Source organism: Variovorax terrae, from assembly GCF_022809125.1.
Taxonomy (GTDB): Bacteria; Pseudomonadota; Gammaproteobacteria; order Burkholderiales; family Burkholderiaceae_C; genus Variovorax_A; species Variovorax_A terrae.
Genome location: NZ_JALGBI010000001.1, coordinates 2,262,395 through 2,279,594, shown reverse-complemented (window position 1 = coordinate 2,279,594; position 17,200 = coordinate 2,262,395). Strand labels below are relative to the sequence as shown.

The following is a 17,200-nucleotide window of genomic DNA, read 5'->3' as shown; positions in this document are numbered from 1 at the left end:
TCATGCCGCTGTTCCTTGTTTTTTCTGTTTGCGTCTTCGCCAGCGGCTTCGCGCTACGGGTGATCGACCCGATCGTGCTGCCCCTGGCATCCCACTACGCCGTGCGGCCAGAGATGGCCGCCATGCTCAACACGGCCTATGCCCTGCCGTATGCCGTGGCCCAACTGTTCCTGGGGCCGCTCGGGGACCGGTTCAGCAAGATCCGCTGCATGCAGGTCTGCGGCACGGGGTTGGCGCTGGCGCTGGTGCTGGGCATGCTGGCGCCGTCGTTCACCTGGCTGGTGGCGACACGGATCGTTGCCGGCATCTTCGCCGGCGGGCTGATTCCGCTGGTGCTGGCCTCGCTGGGCGAGAAATACGACATGGCGGAGCGCCAGGTGATGATCGGCCGCATGCTGTTCGCGATCATCGCCGGCCAGATGCTTGGCTCCATCGTGTCCGGCCTTGCCAATGAAGCCTTCGGCTGGCACAGCGCCCTGGTCATCTCGACGATCTTGGCCGCGGTGGGGGCCGTGCTGCTGTGGCAGGCCCGGCCCGTGGCCGCGCCTTCACCGGGCGGCTCGAAAGCCGGGCCGTTGTCGTTTGGGGCGCTCTACGGCAAGGTGTTCCAGAATCCCCGGGCGATATGGCTCTATGCCTGCGCCCTGGCCGAGGGCGCGCTGTTCTTCAGCTTCTTTCCCTATGTCGGGGCGCTGCTGCTTGAGCGCGCGGCCGTGGCGCCTGGATCGGTGTCGGGCCAGACCGGGCTCATCCTCGGCGCCTTCGGCGTCGGAGGGCTGCTGTATGCCATCGTGGTTCGCCAGCTCATTGCGTGGCTCGGCGTGAGCCGCATGTGCCGGGTCGGGTCGCTGGTGGCGGCGTGCTGCTATGTGGCGCTCACGCTGTCCACCGCCTGGTGGGTGGATGCGCTCGCCATGCTGGTGGCGGGGTTCAGCTTCTACATGATTCACAACTCGCTGCAGACCCAGGTGACCGAACTGGCGCCATCCGCGCGCGGCTCGGCGGTGGCGCTGTTCGCCTGCGGCCTGTTCGCGGGGCAGGGCCTCGGGCCGCTTCTCTTCGGGGGCCTGATGCATGGTGTGGGGTTGATCTGGACCCTGCTGCTGCTGGCCGCCGGCTTCGTGCTGCTGGGGCAGGTGGTGGTGCGGCGCGTGATGGCGCCGGCTGTCTAGCGGTGGCGCCGAAGCGCCGCCGGCGCGCTGCTCAGCGGCTGGTTCCGGCCTCGTCGGAGATGGCCCGCACCGTCTTCAGAAGGAATGGCGCGATTTTCTCGACCAGCAGTTTCTTGGGCAGCAGGTAGCCGGGGCCGCCGCAGCTCACGGCGTACAGCTCGCCGCGCGGGCCGCGCAGCGTCAGGCCCAGCGCATGGATGTCATGGTGCCACTCGCCGAACGAGGCGCAGTAGCCCAGCCTCGCGTGCTCCTGCAGCGCGGCCTCCAGTTGGGGTTTCAGGGCTCGCCAGCCGCTGCCGCTGGCCGCGCGGATGCTGTCCAGCAGCGCCTGCCGCTCGGGCTCGTCGGCCGAAGCCAGGTAGGCGCGGCCGGAGGCCGAGGTGGCGATGGCCATGCGCGAGCCCACATCCAGATTCGACAGGATGACGGCCGAGCGCGGCCGGATGTGATCGATCAGCACGATGTCCAGCCCGTCGCGCACGCCCAGGTGCACGGCTGCGCCGGCTTGCTCGGCCAGCTCGGCCAGATGCGGTCGCGCATGGCTGCGCAGGTCGAAGTTGCGCAGATAGGCATTGCTCAGTTCGAGCAGCGTGGCACTGAGGCTGAAGCGCTCGCTGTCGGCCAGTTGCCTCAGGTAGCCGGCCCCGACCAGCGTGGCGGCCAGCCGCGAGACCGTGGCCTTGGGGATGCCGGTGGCTTCGGCCAGTTCGCGGTTGCTCAGGGGCTTGCTGGCCTGGGACACCACGCGCAGGACGGCCAGGCCGCGGGCCAGGGCGCTGACTTCATCTTTGGGCTGGGGCTGCGTGTTGTCTGTCATGGGAGCTGGGTTGGGCTGGATCGGCATTTTCATAAATCACTGTTCCATTTTATGGAGAAGTCGGGGCATCTCTTCATCATTTGCGGCTTCAGTGCGCCGCGGGGTGTTTGCCGAGGCGCGGGGCGGCCCGATGGGCTTTCAGCGAAAATCCGGGGCGTGCCTCGCGCAAGCCCTGTCGTTTCCCATGAACCCTGAAAACCCAAGTTCCTCCAGTCCCTGGCGCCTGAGCGTGGCGCCGATGATGGATTGGACGGACCGCCATTGCCGCCACCTCCACCGGCTGCTGAGCCGCCATGCGCTGCTGTACACCGAGATGGTGACCACCGGCGCGCTGATCCACGGCGACGTGGCGCGGCATCTGCGCTTCAACACGGAGGAGCACCCGGTGGCGCTACAGCTCGGCGGCAGCGAGCCGGCCGATCTGGCGCATTGCGCGCGGCTGGGCGAGCAGTGGGGCTACGACGAGATCAACCTCAACTGCGGCTGCCCGAGCGAGCGCGTGCAGCGCGGCGCGTTCGGTGCGTGCCTGATGAACGAGCCGCAGCTCGTGGCCGACTGCGTAAAGGCGATGGTCGACGTTGTAAAGGTGCCCGTGACGGTGAAGCACCGCATCGGCATCGACAAGACCGAGAGCTATGAATTCGTCCGCGACTTCGTGGGCACGGTGAGCGAGGCCGGTTGCCGCGTCTTCATCGTCCATGCGCGCAACGCCTGGCTGCAGGGGCTGAGCCCGAAGGAGAACCGCGAAGTGCCGCCGCTGCGCTACGAACTGGTGCACCGGCTCAAGCGGGAATTTCCCGGGCTCACCATCGCCATCAACGGCGGGTTTACCACGGGCGTGCAAGTGGCCGAGCAGCTCGGGCAGCTCGATGGCGTGATGCTTGGCCGCGAGGCCTACCACAACCCATGGTGGCTGGCATCGTGGGATGCCGCGTTCTTTGGCGAGCCCGAAGATCCATCGCTCACGCGCGAATGGGTCGAGGAGCGCATGACCGAGTACATGGTGCGCGAAGCCGCCGAGCACGGGACGCCTTGGAGCAGCATCGCCCGCCACATGCTGGGCCTTCGCCATGGCATGGCCGGCTCGCGCCGGTGGCGCCAGGTCTGGAGCGACCACAGGCTCAAGGGCATGCACCCGTGCGACGTGATGGCGCTGGCGCACGAACCGCTCAGGGATGCGGCCTGAGGGGATCCTTCAGGCCCGCAGCAGCCTGGGCAGATTGGCCATCGCCGCCTGTGCCTGTTCGCGCAGGCGTGCGATGACGGCCTGCTTGGCCGCATCGTCGCGCGCCGCGCTCGCCATCAGCTTGCCGAAACCATCCAGCCGGCTCTCGCGGACCCAGCGGCGCAGGCCTTCCTCCTGGCCCCAGAGGAACTGGTTGCGCATGCTGGCCGCCATCGAGCGCGGGTAGTCGGCCGGCGTGGCGGGGAAGGGGACGCTGCCGCACAGTCTGTTCTTCTGCGCGTCGTCCTCGTAGTGGGCCTCCACGTAGGCGGTGAGCGCCGCACTGAAGGCGGGCTGCGGCAGGCGCAGCATCTGCAGGACGATTTTTCCTTCTTGGAAGATGGGCTGCGTAGGCCGGAAATCCACCGCCGACGCGGTGCAGTCGACATACAGGGTTGCGGGCTGCACGTCGACGCGGCCGCCGTCGAGCAGCATATGGTCGGCCGCCAGGGCCTGTACCCGGCCCAGCCGGACCACGTTGCGGATGCCGCGGAGCACCTCCACCTCGGCGGGGGACACCGTCGCCAGGTGGAACATGGTGGGCATGCGCGCCGGGTCGATGCGCAGCAGGGCGCCGCAGGCTTCCAGCCGCAGGAACAGGTCGTCGACCGAAGAGGCCTGCGCGAAGGCTTCCATCTGGTCGGCCTGGTTGCCGATCGCCTCATGGAAGAACGCGGGTCCGTTCTGCGTCGTCGCCCGGTTGATCAGCCAGGAATCGCGTGGCACGACCCAGGTGATGGCGTCGGGCGAAGCGCCCGACTGGACCAGCCAGATGCAGGTATCCATTGCTGTCTTGCCTGCGCCCAGCACGACGAAGCGCCTGGGCACCTCGCCGGCGCCGCAAGTGCTGGCGAGCCCCGGGAGGGCATTGGGCGGGATCATCCGCGCGCCTTCGCCCACCGCGAAGCGGGGCTTGTGCGTGGATGGCACGCTCGGACTGTAGTAGCGCGCATCCACAACCTTGCCGCGCACCCGGACCTGCGTGTGCTCGCCCGACAGCAGCGACTCGAACCGGCCTTCGCCCAAATAGTCGCACAGCGGGTGGTAGCGCACGCGTCCGCTGGGCAGCAGGCGGTGCCGCATCACCTGGTCGAAGTAGCCGCTGATCTCGGGGCCGGAAGCCAGCTCGGCCATGCCCTGGTTCAGGCCGAGCGTGTCGATGCGCCCGCTGCCCAGCTCCATGGAATTGACGCCGTAGAAGGCCGACGGCTGGTGCAGCGTGACGAAAGGATAGGCATCGTTCCAGTGGCCGCCCGGCCTGCCGTGCCGGTCGACGATGGTGACGTGCGCGCCGCTTTCGGCGATCAGCGTGTCGGCAAAGGCGAGACCGGCGGTGCCGCTCCCGATGATGAGGTAGTCGGTTTCCGCGTGTTGCATGGCGCGACCTTAGCCGCTTGCCGCCGTCCCGGCAAGTTGGTTAGCCGCCAGGGGTGTCGCCGAGGCGCGCTTCAGGCCGCCAGCGCTGCGGGGTGGAAGGTGCGCGGGATGCCGGCGGCGGCCACGCCGCTGCGCATCGGCTCGTCGGGCAGCGACTCGCGCAGCAGCGCGCGTGCGGCCAGCAGGGCCGGCAGGTCGATGCCGGTGCGGTGCCCCATGCTCTCCAGCATGAACGCCAGGTCTTCTGTCACGATGTTGCCGGAGGCGCCCGGCGCGAACGGGCAGCCGCCCAGGCCGGCCAGGCAGCTGTCGAACTCGCGGATGCCTTGCTCCAGCCCGGCCAGCGCGTTGGCCAGCCCCAGCCCGAGGGTGTCGTGCAGGTGCAGCTTGTGGAGCCGGTCGCCAATGGCATCCTGCACCGCGCGCACGGTGTCACGCACCAGGGCGGGGTGGGCGTAGCCGACGGTATCGGCCAGGGCGATGCGGTCCACGCCGGTGGCGGCCAGCGCCGCGGCCACCTGGACCACGCGGTCCAGCGGCACGTCGCCCTCCATCGAGCAGCCGAAGGCGGTGGCCGTGGCGGCGTCGATGCGCATCGGACGCGGCTGCGCGCGCACCCAGTCGACGATGCTGCGCACCATCTCCACCTGCGCGTCCGTGCCTTTGTTGACGTTGGCGTGGCTGTGCGTGTCGCTCACCGAGATCGGGATGGCCAGCACGTGCGCGCCGGCCTCGTGCGCGGCGATCGCGCCTTTGAGGTTGCAGGCCAGCGCGCAGACCGTCAGGCCCTTGATGGCCAGCGCGCCGCGCACTACCTCGCCGGTGTCGGCCATCTGCGGGATCGCGCGCGGCGAGACGAAGCTGCCGACCTCGATCTCCTTCAGGCCCGCCGCCGCGAGCTGGCCGATCCAGCGCAGCTTGGTGCCGGTGGCCATGCGGCCCCTGGCCATTTGCAGGCCGTCGCGCGGCCCGACTTCGCAGAGGGTGACGGTTCGTGTCATGAAGGGCTCCGTTGTGGGGTCACTCGATCTTGATGCCGGCGGTGGCGATGATCTCGCGCGACTTCTGGATGTCGGCCTTGATGAGGGCGGCGAACTCTTCCGGCGAGACCGGGGCGGCGTCGAAGCCCTGCGCCTGGAAGGCGGTTTTCACGTCGGGGCGGACCAGGATCTTGTTGACGTCGGCGTTCAGGCGCTGGACCACCGGCGCCGGCAGGCCGGCCGGGCCCATCACGCCGTAGAAGCTGATGGCGTTGAAATCCTTGTAGCCGAACTCGGCGACGGTGGGCACGTCGGGCAGGCTCGCGTTGCGCTTGGCCGAGGTCACGGCCAGGGCGCGGACCTTGCCCGAATGGATCAGCGTCGCGGCCGACGAAATCGACGAGCCCGCGAAGCTCAGGTGGCCGCCCATCAGGTCGGCCAGCGCCGGCGTCGATCCCTTGTACGGCACATGCTGCATCTTGCAGCCGGCGGTGAGCTGCAGCAGCTCCATGGCGATGTGCACGCCGCCGCCGGTGCCCGAGGTGCCATACGACAGCCTGCCCGGCTCGGCCTTGGCCGCTTTGATCAGATCGGCCAGCGTCTTGAAGGGCGAGTCGTCCTTGACGAGGATGATCAGCGGCGTGACGGCGGCCAGCGCGATCGGCGTCAGGTCCCTGATCGGGTCGTAAGCCACCTTCATCAGCAGCGGGATCAGCGAGACGTTGTCCGACTGCGCGATCACGAGGTCGTAGCCGTCGGGCTTGGCGCGGGCCGCCTCGGCCAGGCCCAGCGCGGTACCGGCGCCGGGGCGGTTGTCGGGCACGACCTGCCAGCCATTCATCTCCGACAGCTTGGTGCTGATCTGCCGGCCGGTGAAGTCCGTGCCGCCGCCGGGCGTGGACGGGATGATCATGCGGATCGGCTTGGCCGGCCAGGTTTGTGCCCAGGCGGGCAGGGAGGCCAAGCTGCCGGCGGCGCCGGCCAGGGCCATCAGGTTGAAGTTGCGTCGTTTCATGTGTGTCTCCGTCGTTGTCTGATTTTTTCTCGTGCGGTGCTAGACCGCCACCACGCCCTGGTCTACCAGCTTCGCGATGCGCGCGTCGTCCAGGCCCAGGCCGCGCAGGATGCCGTGCGTCTGCGCGCCGATGGGCTGGGGGTCAAGCCGCTTGCCGACCTTCTGGCCGTCGAATTCGATGGGCAGGGCAGCCGTGGCGACCTGCGTGCCGCAAGGCATGGTCGCCTCGATGAGTGCGCCGCCTTGCTTCAGGTGCGGATCGTCCAGCAGGTCGTGCGGCTGGCGGATGGGGCCGAACGAGAGGCCGGAGGCTTCCAGCGCCGCGGACAGGTCGGCTGTCTTCCAGTGCTTGAGGATTTCCGCGACGGCGGGCACCAGCCAGGGCCGCGCGGCCTCGCGCTGGATGGCCGTGCGCAGGCGTTCGTCTTGCGACCAGCCGGCGGGCAGAAAGTCCTTGCAGAAGGTCTGCCAGTTGGCGTCGCTTACCACGGCAACGAACACGCGGCCGTCCTGCGTGTCGAAGATGTCGTAGACGCCCCAGGGCGGCGTGCGCTTGTCGCCCATGGGAATGGGCGGCGTGCCAGTCAGCTGGTACTGCGCGATAAACTGGGATACCAGTAGCAGGTTGTTCTCGAACAGGCCCGCGCGCACGTGGCGGCCGCGCCCGGTGCGCTGGCGGTCGTTGAGCGCGGCCAGCGCGCCCACCACGCCGAAGGTGCCGCCCAGGATGTCGTTGACCGAGGGCGCCACGCGCTGCGGCGCGCCGGTGCTGCCGTTGATGTAGGCCATCCCGCCCATCATCTGCACCACCTCGTCCAGGGCGGTGCGCTGCTTGTACGGCCCCGACAGGAAGCCTTTGAGCGAGACGTAGATGAGGCCGGGGTTCTCGGCGGACAGCGAGGCGTAGTCCAGCCCGTACTGTGTCAGGCTGTCGTCGCGGAAGTTTTCCACCAGCATGTCGCAGCCCAGCGCCAGCTGGCGCACCAGGGCCTGGCCCTCGGATGATTTGAGGTCGACCGCCAGGCTTTGCTTGTTGCGGCTGAACACGGGGAAGTAACCGATGCCGGAGCCCTTGAGCCGCCGCGTGCGGTCGCCGTCCAGCGGCTCGACCTTGATGACCTCGGCGCCCAGGTCCGCCAGCACCAGGCCGCCGGCCGGCCCCATGATCATGTGCGAGAGTTCCAGCACCTTGATGCCTCGCAGCGGCAGGTCGTTGTCGGCCAGGAAAGTCGGGGTTTCTGTCGGGGAATGAACGATCATCCGCCGATCATCCACGCTGCCTGCGAATCGCAAAAGTGGTGGTTCGGAACCGTGGCTTTCTCGTTTGAAGAGGCTCGGGAAAACCCGATGGTTCAATGCCGTCGAAATCCGCCTCACACCAGCAGCATCTTGTTGGATCTGGGTGCCCTAGGGGAATACTTCGGGGACTTCCTCATCATGGCTTCATTCACAATCGAAGGAGTTTCCGCAAAATGCGGGGCGGTTCAATGGGTCTGCGGTGGAGCGATTTAGGGCGCCCTATCCTTATTGAAGCCGGCATCATGCCGCGCTTTGCGACTCAACCTGCGAGCCTTGTGTGGGCGCTGCTATGTGCCTCAGGGGCAAGCAACAAGCTAAGTATCTTCTGAGCGGAAGATCGAACTTCTGGATTGACATCAAGCAGCCGTTCTGATCCAAAGGCATAGGCATCAAAGCCAGCAATCAGCGGCCAATACTTTTCAGCTGCGCCCGTTTCATCAAGTATCCGAAGCAATAGGTCAGCCCAACCGTCTCGCTTTGCCTTCCTAAACAAAATTAGAACAAAGCCCCTGTAATTTTCAAAGACCGATTCGTCTTCAGCGGCAAAGATCTTAGCGACCTGAGAAAGCGCTGAGGCTCTATCGGATTGACCAAGCGCCTCAAGGGCAAGTATGAGTGCGCGACCACCAGCCATATGGCGCTTCAGTAATGACTCGGCAATTGATACCGGGGAATCGTTTGTATTCAGTAGGGCCTTGATTACCTCGATATTGGTTTCGGCTACCCAGTCAGTTGGGTCAATATCTAGCAGACGGCTGTAAATTTTCTCGGCTCGCTCAAACTCTTCGAGAATATATGCGACAAAGAATCCACTTGCATGAAGCGCCTCGCGGTCTCTCTTTGGCGCCAGTCTGCTGACTAGTTCATATTGAGTGGCTGCATCTCGTACATCACCTTCTTCACTCGCGATGTCACCCAATGAAATAGCAGCGAGATAGAACTTGGGATCCAGTTTGAGGCACGCTCTATACGCCGCCTTCGCCTCCTCGAAATCGCCCGCGTTATAGAGAGCATCACCAAGCATGTATTGCGTCGGAAGATGCTTCTTATTAAGAGATAGCGCTACTCTTAAAGCTTCCACCGCACCACTCGCGTTGGCTAAGTTCCCAAGACGAGTAGTGCCAAGATTGAACCAAGCTGCCCAATTCTTTGGTTCCAGGGCAATTGCGTTAGTGAATGCGGCCTCAGCATCTGTCGGTCGCTTGAGATGCTGACGAAGCAAATTACCATGGAGAATCCACTCTGACGCATTTGCAGGCAATGGTACGTCACCGGGATCAACAATGTCATCTAAAGACAGTCCCAGTGACTCTGCGTAGCGCTGAAACTCATCTCTCGCTTGACTATTCAACACGGAACGCCAGACCTCGTCATCGATTGCATCCCCAAGTGCTAACAGGAGGTGTCCAGTCTCGACGCCGAGATTTACAGCGAGATCGCCTTCGGAATTGACCAAGTCCTTTGCACGCTCGATAAGCTGGGCGTTGGAGTAGAAGCTGCGAAGAAATACTGTGAGCCATCGAAGTTTCATGCGCTGCCGTCTAGCACCATGACGCATCAAATACCAGATGTTGAAGAAACGTTCTGAGACTTGAAACGCTGTCTTCGATGTCTTAGACACCGGCACCTTCTCTAGGATGCCCTCCTTTTGCAGCCTGTCCAATTGCGAAGACACCGTACCGACATCTAGAAGTGTTGTAGATGCCACGGTGGCCGCGAGGACGGGATCCCAAGCCAATGCCACCGCGTCTAAAACGACACGCCCTTGCGAAGGCAAGTCTTCGACACGTGCTTTGTATAAGACCGTCGCTTGGTCTAGCAGTCGTTCTAGATCTTGGAACACGTCCCCTTGAACGTCCGTCTCCAGCAGCATGTACAACATCGTCAAGGTGCGTGGATTACCACCAGTTAAATCGTGCAGTGTCTTGATTCGCCCACTGGCTGTAGAGAGCACAGCAAGCACCTTTTCTCCCTCTTCGCCTCTCGCGATCGCTATGCTGCGCAGACATGCTATCAATTCCTCTTTGCTTAGTTTGTCGAGTTGTATGACGCGGAACGCCTTGCTCAGCTCCCCATTCGGGTCGCATATCGCATCTACAGTTGTTGCGGAGCCTCCAACGATGACCATTCCTTCCGATGTGGGCCTGAACGGTTTCAGGTAATCATGCTCTCTTTTCAGACCAGCAAAAAGTAAGTCGATGTTGTCGAGAAGCAGTAGCGGGCGCCGACCTTCGCTCGCGATCCACTTGTCGAACAATGCTTGAGCATCACTTTTGTCGACCAGGGAGCGAATTTCTCGGTCCAAGCGCTCGGCCTTGTTGTGCTCTCCAATGGAGTCGTACCAATCACCTAACGCATCCAAACAGTTCGTCCAGAAGACCTTAAAGCTGTGGACGTTGTACTGCTCCTCCCGAAATAACAAGGGAATGAGCGTCATTGATAGCTTAGGGTCGCCCTTCACTGCCAAAGCGAGGCGCCTCAACATGCTTGTCTTGCCCATGCCCCGCTGGCCAAGTATTAAGAGATGGACAACGTTCTCACCCGAAGCCGCCTTAAGCAGATGGTCAGTCAATTCGCGCGCTATACCTTGACGAGCAACAAATCCCCGCAGAAAGTCAGCGTCACTGAGTGAACTAGGGTTGTAAACAGTCAAGCCAATTGAATCAGTCATAGCATGAATTTAACCACGTTGAACGTGCGCCACTGCTCTGTTGTTTTAAAACAATAATTTGCACAACAAAAACGTTTTGGAAATTTTTGTTGTGCTACAATTTTATCGTTTTCGGAAATTTCAAGAGGCGCGGAAACAGAAAAGCCCTCGCAGTGCTGTAACACGTCGAGGGCCTAAACGGTGAATCGGGGTCAACCGACCATGGTGCATTAAATTTTAATTCAGGCTGCTATTTTATACGAAATTTGTGTGCTGCAACAAAAACCCCGCAACGTGTTGGTAAAAGGAGTACAGAAATGTTCTTCGTGAAACGCAAGACCGTGCATGTCTGCGCCTATACCCGCCGCCGCCGTGGCCGGGTGGAGCGCGTATGTCAGCACTGGCGGTCGGCCCCGTCCTGACGCGGGCCCAAGTTGTGGCGCCCGACAGCTATGTCGGTGCTGACGTGATCATCGTCAGGTAACTCGATCTCCCGGGGCGATTGCTCCGGGATTTCTTATTTCGCAAGGAATTTTCAAATGGCATTGCACTTCAAGACTGAAAAGCCCAAGGACCTCTTGGCCGCATTCGACGCACGTATAGGCCAGACCGAGCTGAAAGGAAAAATTACGACTTGGAAGCGAGTCGTTTCTAACGGTCAGGTTTACTACACGCACAGTTCCGACGACTGGAAGGAAAAAGCATTCTTTCAGCCTGCGATAGAGACGGGGCAGCTTACCTTCTACATCAAGCGTCCAGCCGACCAAAACATCAGCACGCCGGTGTATGGTTATTACCATGGGCATTTGTCGGAGACGTACTTAAATCATTTCGATAACGCGTTTTCTCATTCGACGTCCACCGCGCTCCCGTTGCCTGGCGACAATGTTTCCGCGTGACGACCAACAAGAAAAAAGCCCCTGACCACTTCTGATCAAGGGCTTCCAATTCTGGTGGCTGGGGCGGAATCGAACCACCGACACGCGGATTTTCAATCCAGGGAAGTTGCGCTCTCCCGCAAATGCGCCACGAAGGCCCGCGCCGCCACCGGCAGCGTGTCGAGGTCGCGCACCGCCACGAAGCTGCGCGGCTGGGCCCAGGCGTCGGCCAGCGGCACGAAGCGCAGGTCCAGCGTCTTTTCCTTGGCTTCTTTCAGGTACAGCGGTGCCACGCCCACGCCCATGCCGCCCGCGACCAGCGCGCAGATGGTTTCGAACGAGCTGACGCGCGCCCGAACCGTGCGCGAGGTGCGCGCCTCGCGTGCGGCCTCATCGAACACGTGGCTGATGCCGCTGTCGCGGTTGAGCTCGATCAGGTCGTCGCCCAGCAACTGCGCGTAGGCAACCTGCGGTGCGTTCGCCAGTGCATGCCCCGCGGGCAGCACCGCGGCCAGCGCATAGCGCCGGTAGGGGAAGACCTGCAGGCCCTCGTGGCTGGCAAACTCGGACGCCACGCCCACGTCGGCCAGGCCTTCGCGCACGCTGCGGTAGATGGCCGGCGTGGTGCGCTCCTCCACGTCGATCTCGATCTGCGGGCGCCCGGCGCGAAAGCGCATGATGTCCGCCGGCAGCTCGCCCGACAGCGAGGTCACACTGGCCAGCACCTTGATGAGGCCGCGCACGCCGTCCACATAGCCCGCCATCTCGCGCTGCATCCGATCCATGCCCTGCAGCAGCGCGCGGGCGTGGTGGGCCAGCGCCTCGCCGGCGGGGGTGGCCTGCACGCCCTTGACGCTGCGGTCCAGCAACGGCACGCGCAGCTCGGCCTCCAGTTCGGAGATGCGTTTGCTAACGGCCGAGGGCACGATGCTCTCGCGCGCGGCGGCGCGGGCGATGCTGCCTTCCTCCAGCGTGGCGAGGAAGAGGCGGATGGAGACGGGATCGAGGTCGCGCATGGCGGTCTGCCTTTCACATGCCGGAGGCGTAGGGCGCGAAGCCGCGCTGGTTTTCGTCGATCTGCAGGGTGCGGCCCAGAGGGGGGAAGGCGCGCTGCGCGCAGTCGGCGCGGTCGCAGACCTTGCAGCCGGCGCCGATCAGGGTGGCGGCGCCGGGGTCGATCAGGTTGACGCCCTTGGCGTAGACAAGCCGGTCGGCGTAGCGCGCGTCGCAGCCCAGGGCCACCGCGAACATGCGCTTGGGCGTGCCGTAGCCGCCGCGCCGGTGCTCCACCGTGCGCGCGATCCACAGGTAGGTGCGGCCGTCCGGCATGCGCGACAGCTGCGTGAGGATGGCGCCGGGTTGCGAGAAGGCTTCGTAGACGTTCCACAGCGGGCAGGTGCCGCCGTGGCGCGAGAAGTGGAAGTCGCCCGTGGACTGCCGCTTGGAGACGTTGCCCGCGCGGTCCACCCGCACGAAGAAGAAGGGGATGCCGCGTCCCGGCGCATGGTGCATGGTCGACAGGCGGTGCCCGATGGTCTCGAAGCTGACGCCGAAGCGGTCGCTCAGCAGCTCGATGTCGTAGCGCAAGGCCTCCGCCGTGTCCTGGAACAGCCGGTTCGGCAGCACCAGCGCGCCGGCGAAATGGTTGGCAAAGCCGAGCCGCGCCAGGCTGCGGGCCTGCGAGGTGGTGAACGATTCGGCTGTCGTGAAGGCGTCGATGCGCTCGCCCATCTCGAGAAAGGCGAGCTGCACGCCCAGCTGGAAGGCCTGCTGCCCGGGGTCCATGTCCGTCGCCAGGGACAGGGTGCTGGTGGCCGCGTCGTAGCTGCGCAGCGCCGGGTCCGAGCGGCGGCTGGCGGTGTCCTGGCGCCCCTCGATGCGCACCTGGACGCCGTGGCGCTTGAGCAGCCGCTCCAGCAGGCGGGAGCGCAGCTCGGCGGCGCTCACCGTGCCGGCCGGCAGCCCGGCCATCAGCGTGTCGTGGAGCTGTTCCGCCAGCTCGTCCAGCACGGCCATGTGGTGGTGGCGGGCATAGAAGAATTCGCGCACTTCCTCATAGGGCTGCAGGCGGCCGGCCGGGTCGCCTGCAAGCCGGTCGCCGTCTGCGACGGCGGCGATCGAGGACAACTGTTCCTCGACGGCACGCGAACGCCTGTGCAGGTTCAGCAGCACCCGGGTGACTGAGGGCAGCTGGGAGGCCACGACCTTGGCCTCCGCGAGCGGCACCGCCTGGGCCTGCGAGCCATCCGCGAACACTGGCTGCAGCTCGCTCAGCCGCCGGGCGTTCTCGTCGTCCGAGAACAGTTGCAGATCGATGCCATGCGCCGCCTGCAGCCGCAGCAGCACGGGCACCGTCAAGGGGCGCTGGTCGTTCTCGATCTGGTTGAGATAGCTGGGCGAAATCTTGAGCGAGGCGGCCAGGGCGGCCTGGGTCAGGCCCTGCCGTTCCCGCAGCGTTTTGAGACGGACGCCCATGTAGGCTTTGGTCATCTTCGCAAACCTTGCAAATTTACACGGGAAATTGCCCGTGGATTCGGAGTTTATCCGTTGTCGACAGCCTTGATTTTTGCGAAGATTGCAAGGTTATGACAGATGCGGTTGAGAAAACATGAGCAAAGCCCCGGACCTGGAATCTTGGAACAAGGCCGCCGCCAAGTCGGCTCCCGGCGGCAACGTCGAGGCGTTGAATTGGGTGACGCCGGACGGTATCACCGTCAAGCCACTCTACACCGCGCAGGACCTGCAGGGGCTGCCCCACACCGACACGCTTCCGGGTTTCGAGCCGTACCTGCGCGGTCCGCAGGCCACGATGTACGCGGTGCGGCCCTGGACCATCCGCCAGTACGCGGGCTTTTCCACGGCCGAGGAATCCAACGCCTTCTACCGCAAGGCGCTGGCCGCCGGCGGGCAGGGCGTGAGCGTGGCCTTCGACCTGGCCACGCACCGCGGCTATGACAGCGACCACCCGCGCGTGACCGGCGACGTGGGCAAGGCCGGCGTGGCGATCGACAGCGTGGAGGACATGAAGATCCTGTTCGACCAGATCCCGCTGGACAAGGTGAGCGTGTCCATGACCATGAACGGCGCCGTGCTGCCAGTGCTGGCGGGCTACGTGGTGGCGGCGGAGGAGCAGGGCGTGGCGCAGGACAAGCTGTCCGGGACCATCCAGAACGACATCCTCAAGGAGTTCATGGTCCGCAACACCTACATCTATCCGCCCAAGCCGAGCATGCGCATCATCGGCGACATCATCGAGTACACGGCCAAGAACATGCCGAAGTTCAACTCGATCAGCATCTCGGGCTACCACATGCAGGAGGCCGGCGCGAACCAGGCGCTGGAGCTGGCCTTCACGCTGGCCGATGGCAAGGAGTACGTGAAGACCGCCATCGCCAAGGGCCTGGACGTGGACGATTTCGCCGGACGCCTCTCCTTTTTCTGGGCCATCGGCATGAACTTCTACCTCGAAGTGGCCAAGATGCGCGCCGCGCGCCTGCTGTGGTGCCGCATCATGAAAGGCACGGGCGCCAAGAACCCCAAGAGCCTGATGCTGCGCACGCACTGCCAGACCAGCGGTTGGAGCCTGACCGAGCAGGACCCCTACAACAACGTGGTGCGCACCACCATCGAGGCCATGGCGGCGGTGTTCGGCGGCACGCAGAGCCTGCACACCAACAGCTTCGACGAGGCCATCGCGCTGCCCACCGAGTTCTCCGCCCGCATCGCGCGCAACACCCAGCTCATCATCCAGGAAGAGACCCACATCACGAACGTGATCGACCCCTGGGCCGGCAGCTACATGATGGAGAAGCTCACGCAGGACATGGCCGATGCGGCCTGGAAGATCATCGAGGAAGTCGAGGCCATGGGCGGCATGACCCGCGCCGTGGACAGCGGCTGGGCCAAGCTCAAGATCGAGGCGGCGGCGGCCGAGAAGCAGGCGCGCATCGACTCGGGCAAGGACGTGATCGTCGGCGTCAACAAGTACAAGCTCAAGAGCGAAGACCTGATCGAAGCCCGCGACATCGACAACATGGCGGTGCGCGACGGCCAGATCGCGCGCCTGCAGGCCATCAAGGCCCGGCGCGACGGCGCCGCGGTGCAGGCCGCGCTGGACGCGTTGACGGCGGCGGCCGAGAATGGCCAGGGCAACCTGCTGGACCTGAGCATCCGGGCGATCCGCCTGCGCGCGACGGTCGGCGAAGTCAGCGATGCGCTGGAAAAGGTTTACGGGCGCCACCGCGCCGATACGCAAAAGGTGACCGGAGTGTATGCAGCCGCCTACGACTCGGCCGAAGGCTGGGAAAAACTGAAAGACGAGATCAACGCCTTTGCCGAGGAACAAGGCCGGCGCCCGCGCGTGATGATCTCCAAGCTCGGCCAGGACGGCCATGACCGCGGCGCCAAGGTCGTGGCCACGGCTTTCGCCGACCTGGGCTTTGATGTGGACATGGGCCCGCTGTTCCAGACCCCCGAGGAATGCGCGCGCCAGGCCATCGAAAACGACGTGCACGCGGTCGGCGTGAGCACGCTCGCGGCCGGCCACAAGACCCTGGTGCCGGCCATCATCGAGGCGCTGAAGCAGCAGGGCGCCGACGACATCATCGTCTTCGTCGGCGGCGTGATCCCGCGCCAGGACTACGACCTGCTCTACGAAGCCGGTGTGAAGGGCATCTACGGCCCCGGCACGCCGATTCCGGCCAGCGCGAAGGATGTGCTGGAGCAGATCAGGGCTGCATTGACGTGAGTCCGCATGTGTGGGTCGAGGCGGTTCTGCACGGCGACGCCGCTGCGCAGCGGCGCGCCATGGCCAAGGCCATCACCCTGCTCGAATCCACCCGCGCCGACCATCGCGCGCAGGCCGACGCGCTGCTCACGGCGCTGCTGCCGCATGCCGGCCGCTCGTTCAGGCTCGGCATCTCGGGTGTGCCGGGCGTCGGCAAGTCCACCTTCATCGAGGCGCTGGGCCTGCACCTGATCGGCCAGGGCCACCGCGTTGCGGTGCTGACCATCGATCCTTCGTCCACCGTTTCGGGCGGCTCCATTCTGGGCGACAAGACCCGCATGGAAAAGCTCTCGGTGAATGAGCGCGCCTACATCCGGCCGAGTCCGTCCAGCGGCACGCTCGGCGGCGTGGCCGAGAAGACGCGCGAGGCCATGCTGGTCTGCGAAGCGGCGGGCTACGACGTGGTGATCGTCGAGACCGTGGGCGTGGGCCAGAGCGAGACCGCCGTGGCCGGCATGACCGACATGTTCGTGCTGATGCAACTGCCGAATGCGGGCGACGACCTGCAGGCCATCAAGAAGGGCGTGATGGAGCTGGCCGACCTGGTGGTCATCAACAAGGCCGATCTGGATGCCGACGCCGCCACGCGTGCGCAGGCCCAGATCACGAGCGCGCTGCGGCTGTTCGGGCTGCACGGGCACCCGAGCCACGCCCACCACGACGAAACAATCTGGCACCCGCAAGTGATCCAGCTCAGCGCGCTGCACGGCGTCGGGGTCGATGCCTTCTGGTTGGCCGTGACGCAGTTCAGGCAATTGCAAACCGGCAACGGCCGGCTGGACGCGCGCCGCCAGCATCAGGCGCTGGCCTGGATGTGGGAGCGCATCGACGCCGGCCTCAAGCAGGCCTTCCGCCAGGATCCGCGGGTGCGCGAGTTGTTGCCGCTGTTGACGGCTGAAGTCTCGCAGGGCCGCATGGCGGCCTCGACCGCGGCGAGAAATCTGCTCGAAGTCCAGGCGCAGCGGACATAGGCAGCTATAAAAATCAGAGCAAGGAAAGAC

At 64.7% G+C, this 17,200-nt stretch carries 13 protein-coding genes; 5 read left to right on the top strand and 8 right to left on the bottom strand.

What is annotated here, in order from left to right:
- Positions 1 to 2 precede the first annotated feature (2 nt).
- Positions 3 to 1,172: an MFS transporter gene (locus MMF98_RS10710; RefSeq protein ID WP_243306258.1), complete on the top strand. Its 1,170-nt coding sequence runs from the start codon at positions 3 to 5 to the stop codon at positions 1,170 to 1,172.
- A gap of 31 nt (positions 1,173 to 1,203) precedes the next feature.
- On the opposite strand, the gene MMF98_RS10705 is transcribed toward MMF98_RS10710, so the two are convergent.
- Positions 1,204 to 1,989: an IclR family transcriptional regulator gene (locus MMF98_RS10705; RefSeq protein WP_243306257.1), complete on the bottom strand. Its 786-nt coding sequence runs from the start codon at positions 1,987 to 1,989 to the stop codon at positions 1,204 to 1,206.
- Positions 1,990 to 2,173: 184 nt separating this feature from the next.
- On the opposite strand from MMF98_RS10705, the gene dusA reads away from it, so the two are divergent.
- Positions 2,174 to 3,175, top strand: coding sequence for a tRNA dihydrouridine(20/20a) synthase DusA (gene dusA, locus MMF98_RS10700; protein WP_243306256.1), 1,002 nt, complete (start codon positions 2,174 to 2,176; stop codon positions 3,173 to 3,175).
- A 9-nt stretch (positions 3,176 to 3,184) separates the two neighbouring features.
- Here dusA and MMF98_RS10695 read toward each other — a convergent pair whose 3' ends face one another.
- The 5 genes from MMF98_RS10695 to MMF98_RS10675 form a co-directional block, all read right to left on the bottom strand.
- Positions 3,185 to 4,591: an NAD(P)-binding protein gene (locus MMF98_RS10695; protein WP_243306255.1), complete on the bottom strand. Its 1,407-nt coding sequence runs from the start codon at positions 4,589 to 4,591 to the stop codon at positions 3,185 to 3,187.
- Between the two features lie 71 nt (positions 4,592 to 4,662).
- On the bottom strand, positions 4,663 to 5,592 hold the full coding sequence (locus MMF98_RS10690) for a hydroxymethylglutaryl-CoA lyase (protein ID WP_243306254.1): 930 nt from the start codon (positions 5,590 to 5,592) through the stop codon (positions 4,663 to 4,665).
- Positions 5,593 to 5,611: 19 nt separating this feature from the next.
- Positions 5,612 to 6,586 (bottom strand): Bug family tripartite tricarboxylate transporter substrate binding protein, encoded by a 975-nt coding sequence (locus MMF98_RS10685; protein ID WP_243306253.1) that lies wholly within the window; start codon positions 6,584 to 6,586, stop codon positions 5,612 to 5,614.
- Positions 6,587 to 6,625: 39 nt separating this feature from the next.
- Positions 6,626 to 7,846 (bottom strand): CaiB/BaiF CoA transferase family protein, encoded by a 1,221-nt coding sequence (locus MMF98_RS10680; RefSeq protein ID WP_243306252.1) that lies wholly within the window; start codon positions 7,844 to 7,846, stop codon positions 6,626 to 6,628.
- A 298-nt stretch (positions 7,847 to 8,144) separates the two neighbouring features.
- Positions 8,145 to 10,556: a tetratricopeptide repeat protein gene (locus MMF98_RS10675; RefSeq protein ID WP_243306251.1), complete on the bottom strand. Its 2,412-nt coding sequence runs from the start codon at positions 10,554 to 10,556 to the stop codon at positions 8,145 to 8,147.
- 518 nt (positions 10,557 to 11,074) lie between these two features.
- Here MMF98_RS10675 and MMF98_RS10670 point away from each other — a divergent pair.
- Entirely contained in the window at positions 11,075 to 11,434 is a 360-nt protein-coding gene (locus MMF98_RS10670) for a hypothetical protein (protein ID WP_243306250.1), read from the top strand.
- A gap of 92 nt (positions 11,435 to 11,526) precedes the next feature.
- On the opposite strand, the gene MMF98_RS10665 is transcribed toward MMF98_RS10670, so the two are convergent.
- Together MMF98_RS10665 and MMF98_RS10660 are read right to left on the bottom strand one after the other, a co-directional pair.
- Positions 11,527 to 12,429, bottom strand: a complete 903-nt coding sequence (locus tag MMF98_RS10665) for a LysR family transcriptional regulator (RefSeq protein ID WP_243306249.1) — start codon at positions 12,427 to 12,429, stop codon at positions 11,527 to 11,529.
- Positions 12,430 to 12,442: 13 nt separating this feature from the next.
- Positions 12,443 to 13,903 carry a short-chain fatty acyl-CoA regulator family protein gene (locus MMF98_RS10660; RefSeq protein ID WP_243306248.1) on the bottom strand — a complete coding sequence of 487 codons (1,461 nt, stop codon included), beginning with the start codon at positions 13,901 to 13,903 and terminating at the stop codon, positions 12,443 to 12,445.
- Positions 13,904 to 14,021: 118 nt separating this feature from the next.
- Between MMF98_RS10660 and scpA the strand changes: the two genes are divergently transcribed.
- The gene (gene scpA / locus MMF98_RS10655; RefSeq protein ID WP_243306247.1) at positions 14,022 to 16,160 is read left to right on the top strand and encodes a methylmalonyl-CoA mutase; all 2,139 of its coding nucleotides are present in this window, start codon (positions 14,022 to 14,024) and stop codon (positions 16,158 to 16,160) included.
- On the top strand, positions 16,157 to 17,170 hold the full coding sequence (gene meaB, locus MMF98_RS10650) for a methylmalonyl Co-A mutase-associated GTPase MeaB (RefSeq protein ID WP_341481295.1): 1,014 nt from the start codon (positions 16,157 to 16,159) through the stop codon (positions 17,168 to 17,170). The genes scpA and meaB overlap by 4 nt, the downstream gene beginning before the upstream one ends.
- The last annotated feature ends 30 nt before the right edge of the window (positions 17,171 to 17,200 follow it).

Excerpts from the sequence above, each read along its gene's own strand:
- MMF98_RS10665 (WP_243306249.1), bottom strand. The coding sequence starts at position 12,429 with ATGCGCGACCTCGATCCCGTCTCCATCCGCCTCTTCCTCGCCACGCTG.
- MMF98_RS10695 (WP_243306255.1), bottom strand. The coding sequence starts at position 4,591 with ATGCAACACGCGGAAACCGACTACCTCATCATCGGGAGCGGCACCGCC.
- MMF98_RS10675 (WP_243306251.1), bottom strand. The coding sequence starts at position 10,556 with ATGACTGATTCAATTGGCTTGACTGTTTACAACCCTAGTTCACTCAGT.
- MMF98_RS10660 (WP_243306248.1), bottom strand. The coding sequence starts at position 13,903 with ATGACCAAAGCCTACATGGGCGTCCGTCTCAAAACGCTGCGGGAACGG.
- MMF98_RS10705 (WP_243306257.1), bottom strand. The coding sequence starts at position 1,989 with ATGACAGACAACACGCAGCCCCAGCCCAAAGATGAAGTCAGCGCCCTG.
- MMF98_RS10680 (WP_243306252.1), bottom strand. The coding sequence starts at position 7,846 with ATGATCGTTCATTCCCCGACAGAAACCCCGACTTTCCTGGCCGACAAC.
- MMF98_RS10690 (WP_243306254.1), bottom strand. The coding sequence starts at position 5,592 with ATGACACGAACCGTCACCCTCTGCGAAGTCGGGCCGCGCGACGGCCTG.
- MMF98_RS10670 (WP_243306250.1), top strand. The coding sequence starts at position 11,075 with ATGGCATTGCACTTCAAGACTGAAAAGCCCAAGGACCTCTTGGCCGCA.
- dusA (WP_243306256.1), top strand. The coding sequence starts at position 2,174 with ATGAACCCTGAAAACCCAAGTTCCTCCAGTCCCTGGCGCCTGAGCGTG.
- scpA (WP_243306247.1), top strand. The coding sequence starts at position 14,022 with ATGAGCAAAGCCCCGGACCTGGAATCTTGGAACAAGGCCGCCGCCAAG.
- MMF98_RS10710 (WP_243306258.1), top strand. The coding sequence starts at position 3 with ATGCCGCTGTTCCTTGTTTTTTCTGTTTGCGTCTTCGCCAGCGGCTTC.
- MMF98_RS10685 (WP_243306253.1), bottom strand. The coding sequence starts at position 6,586 with ATGAAACGACGCAACTTCAACCTGATGGCCCTGGCCGGCGCCGCCGGC.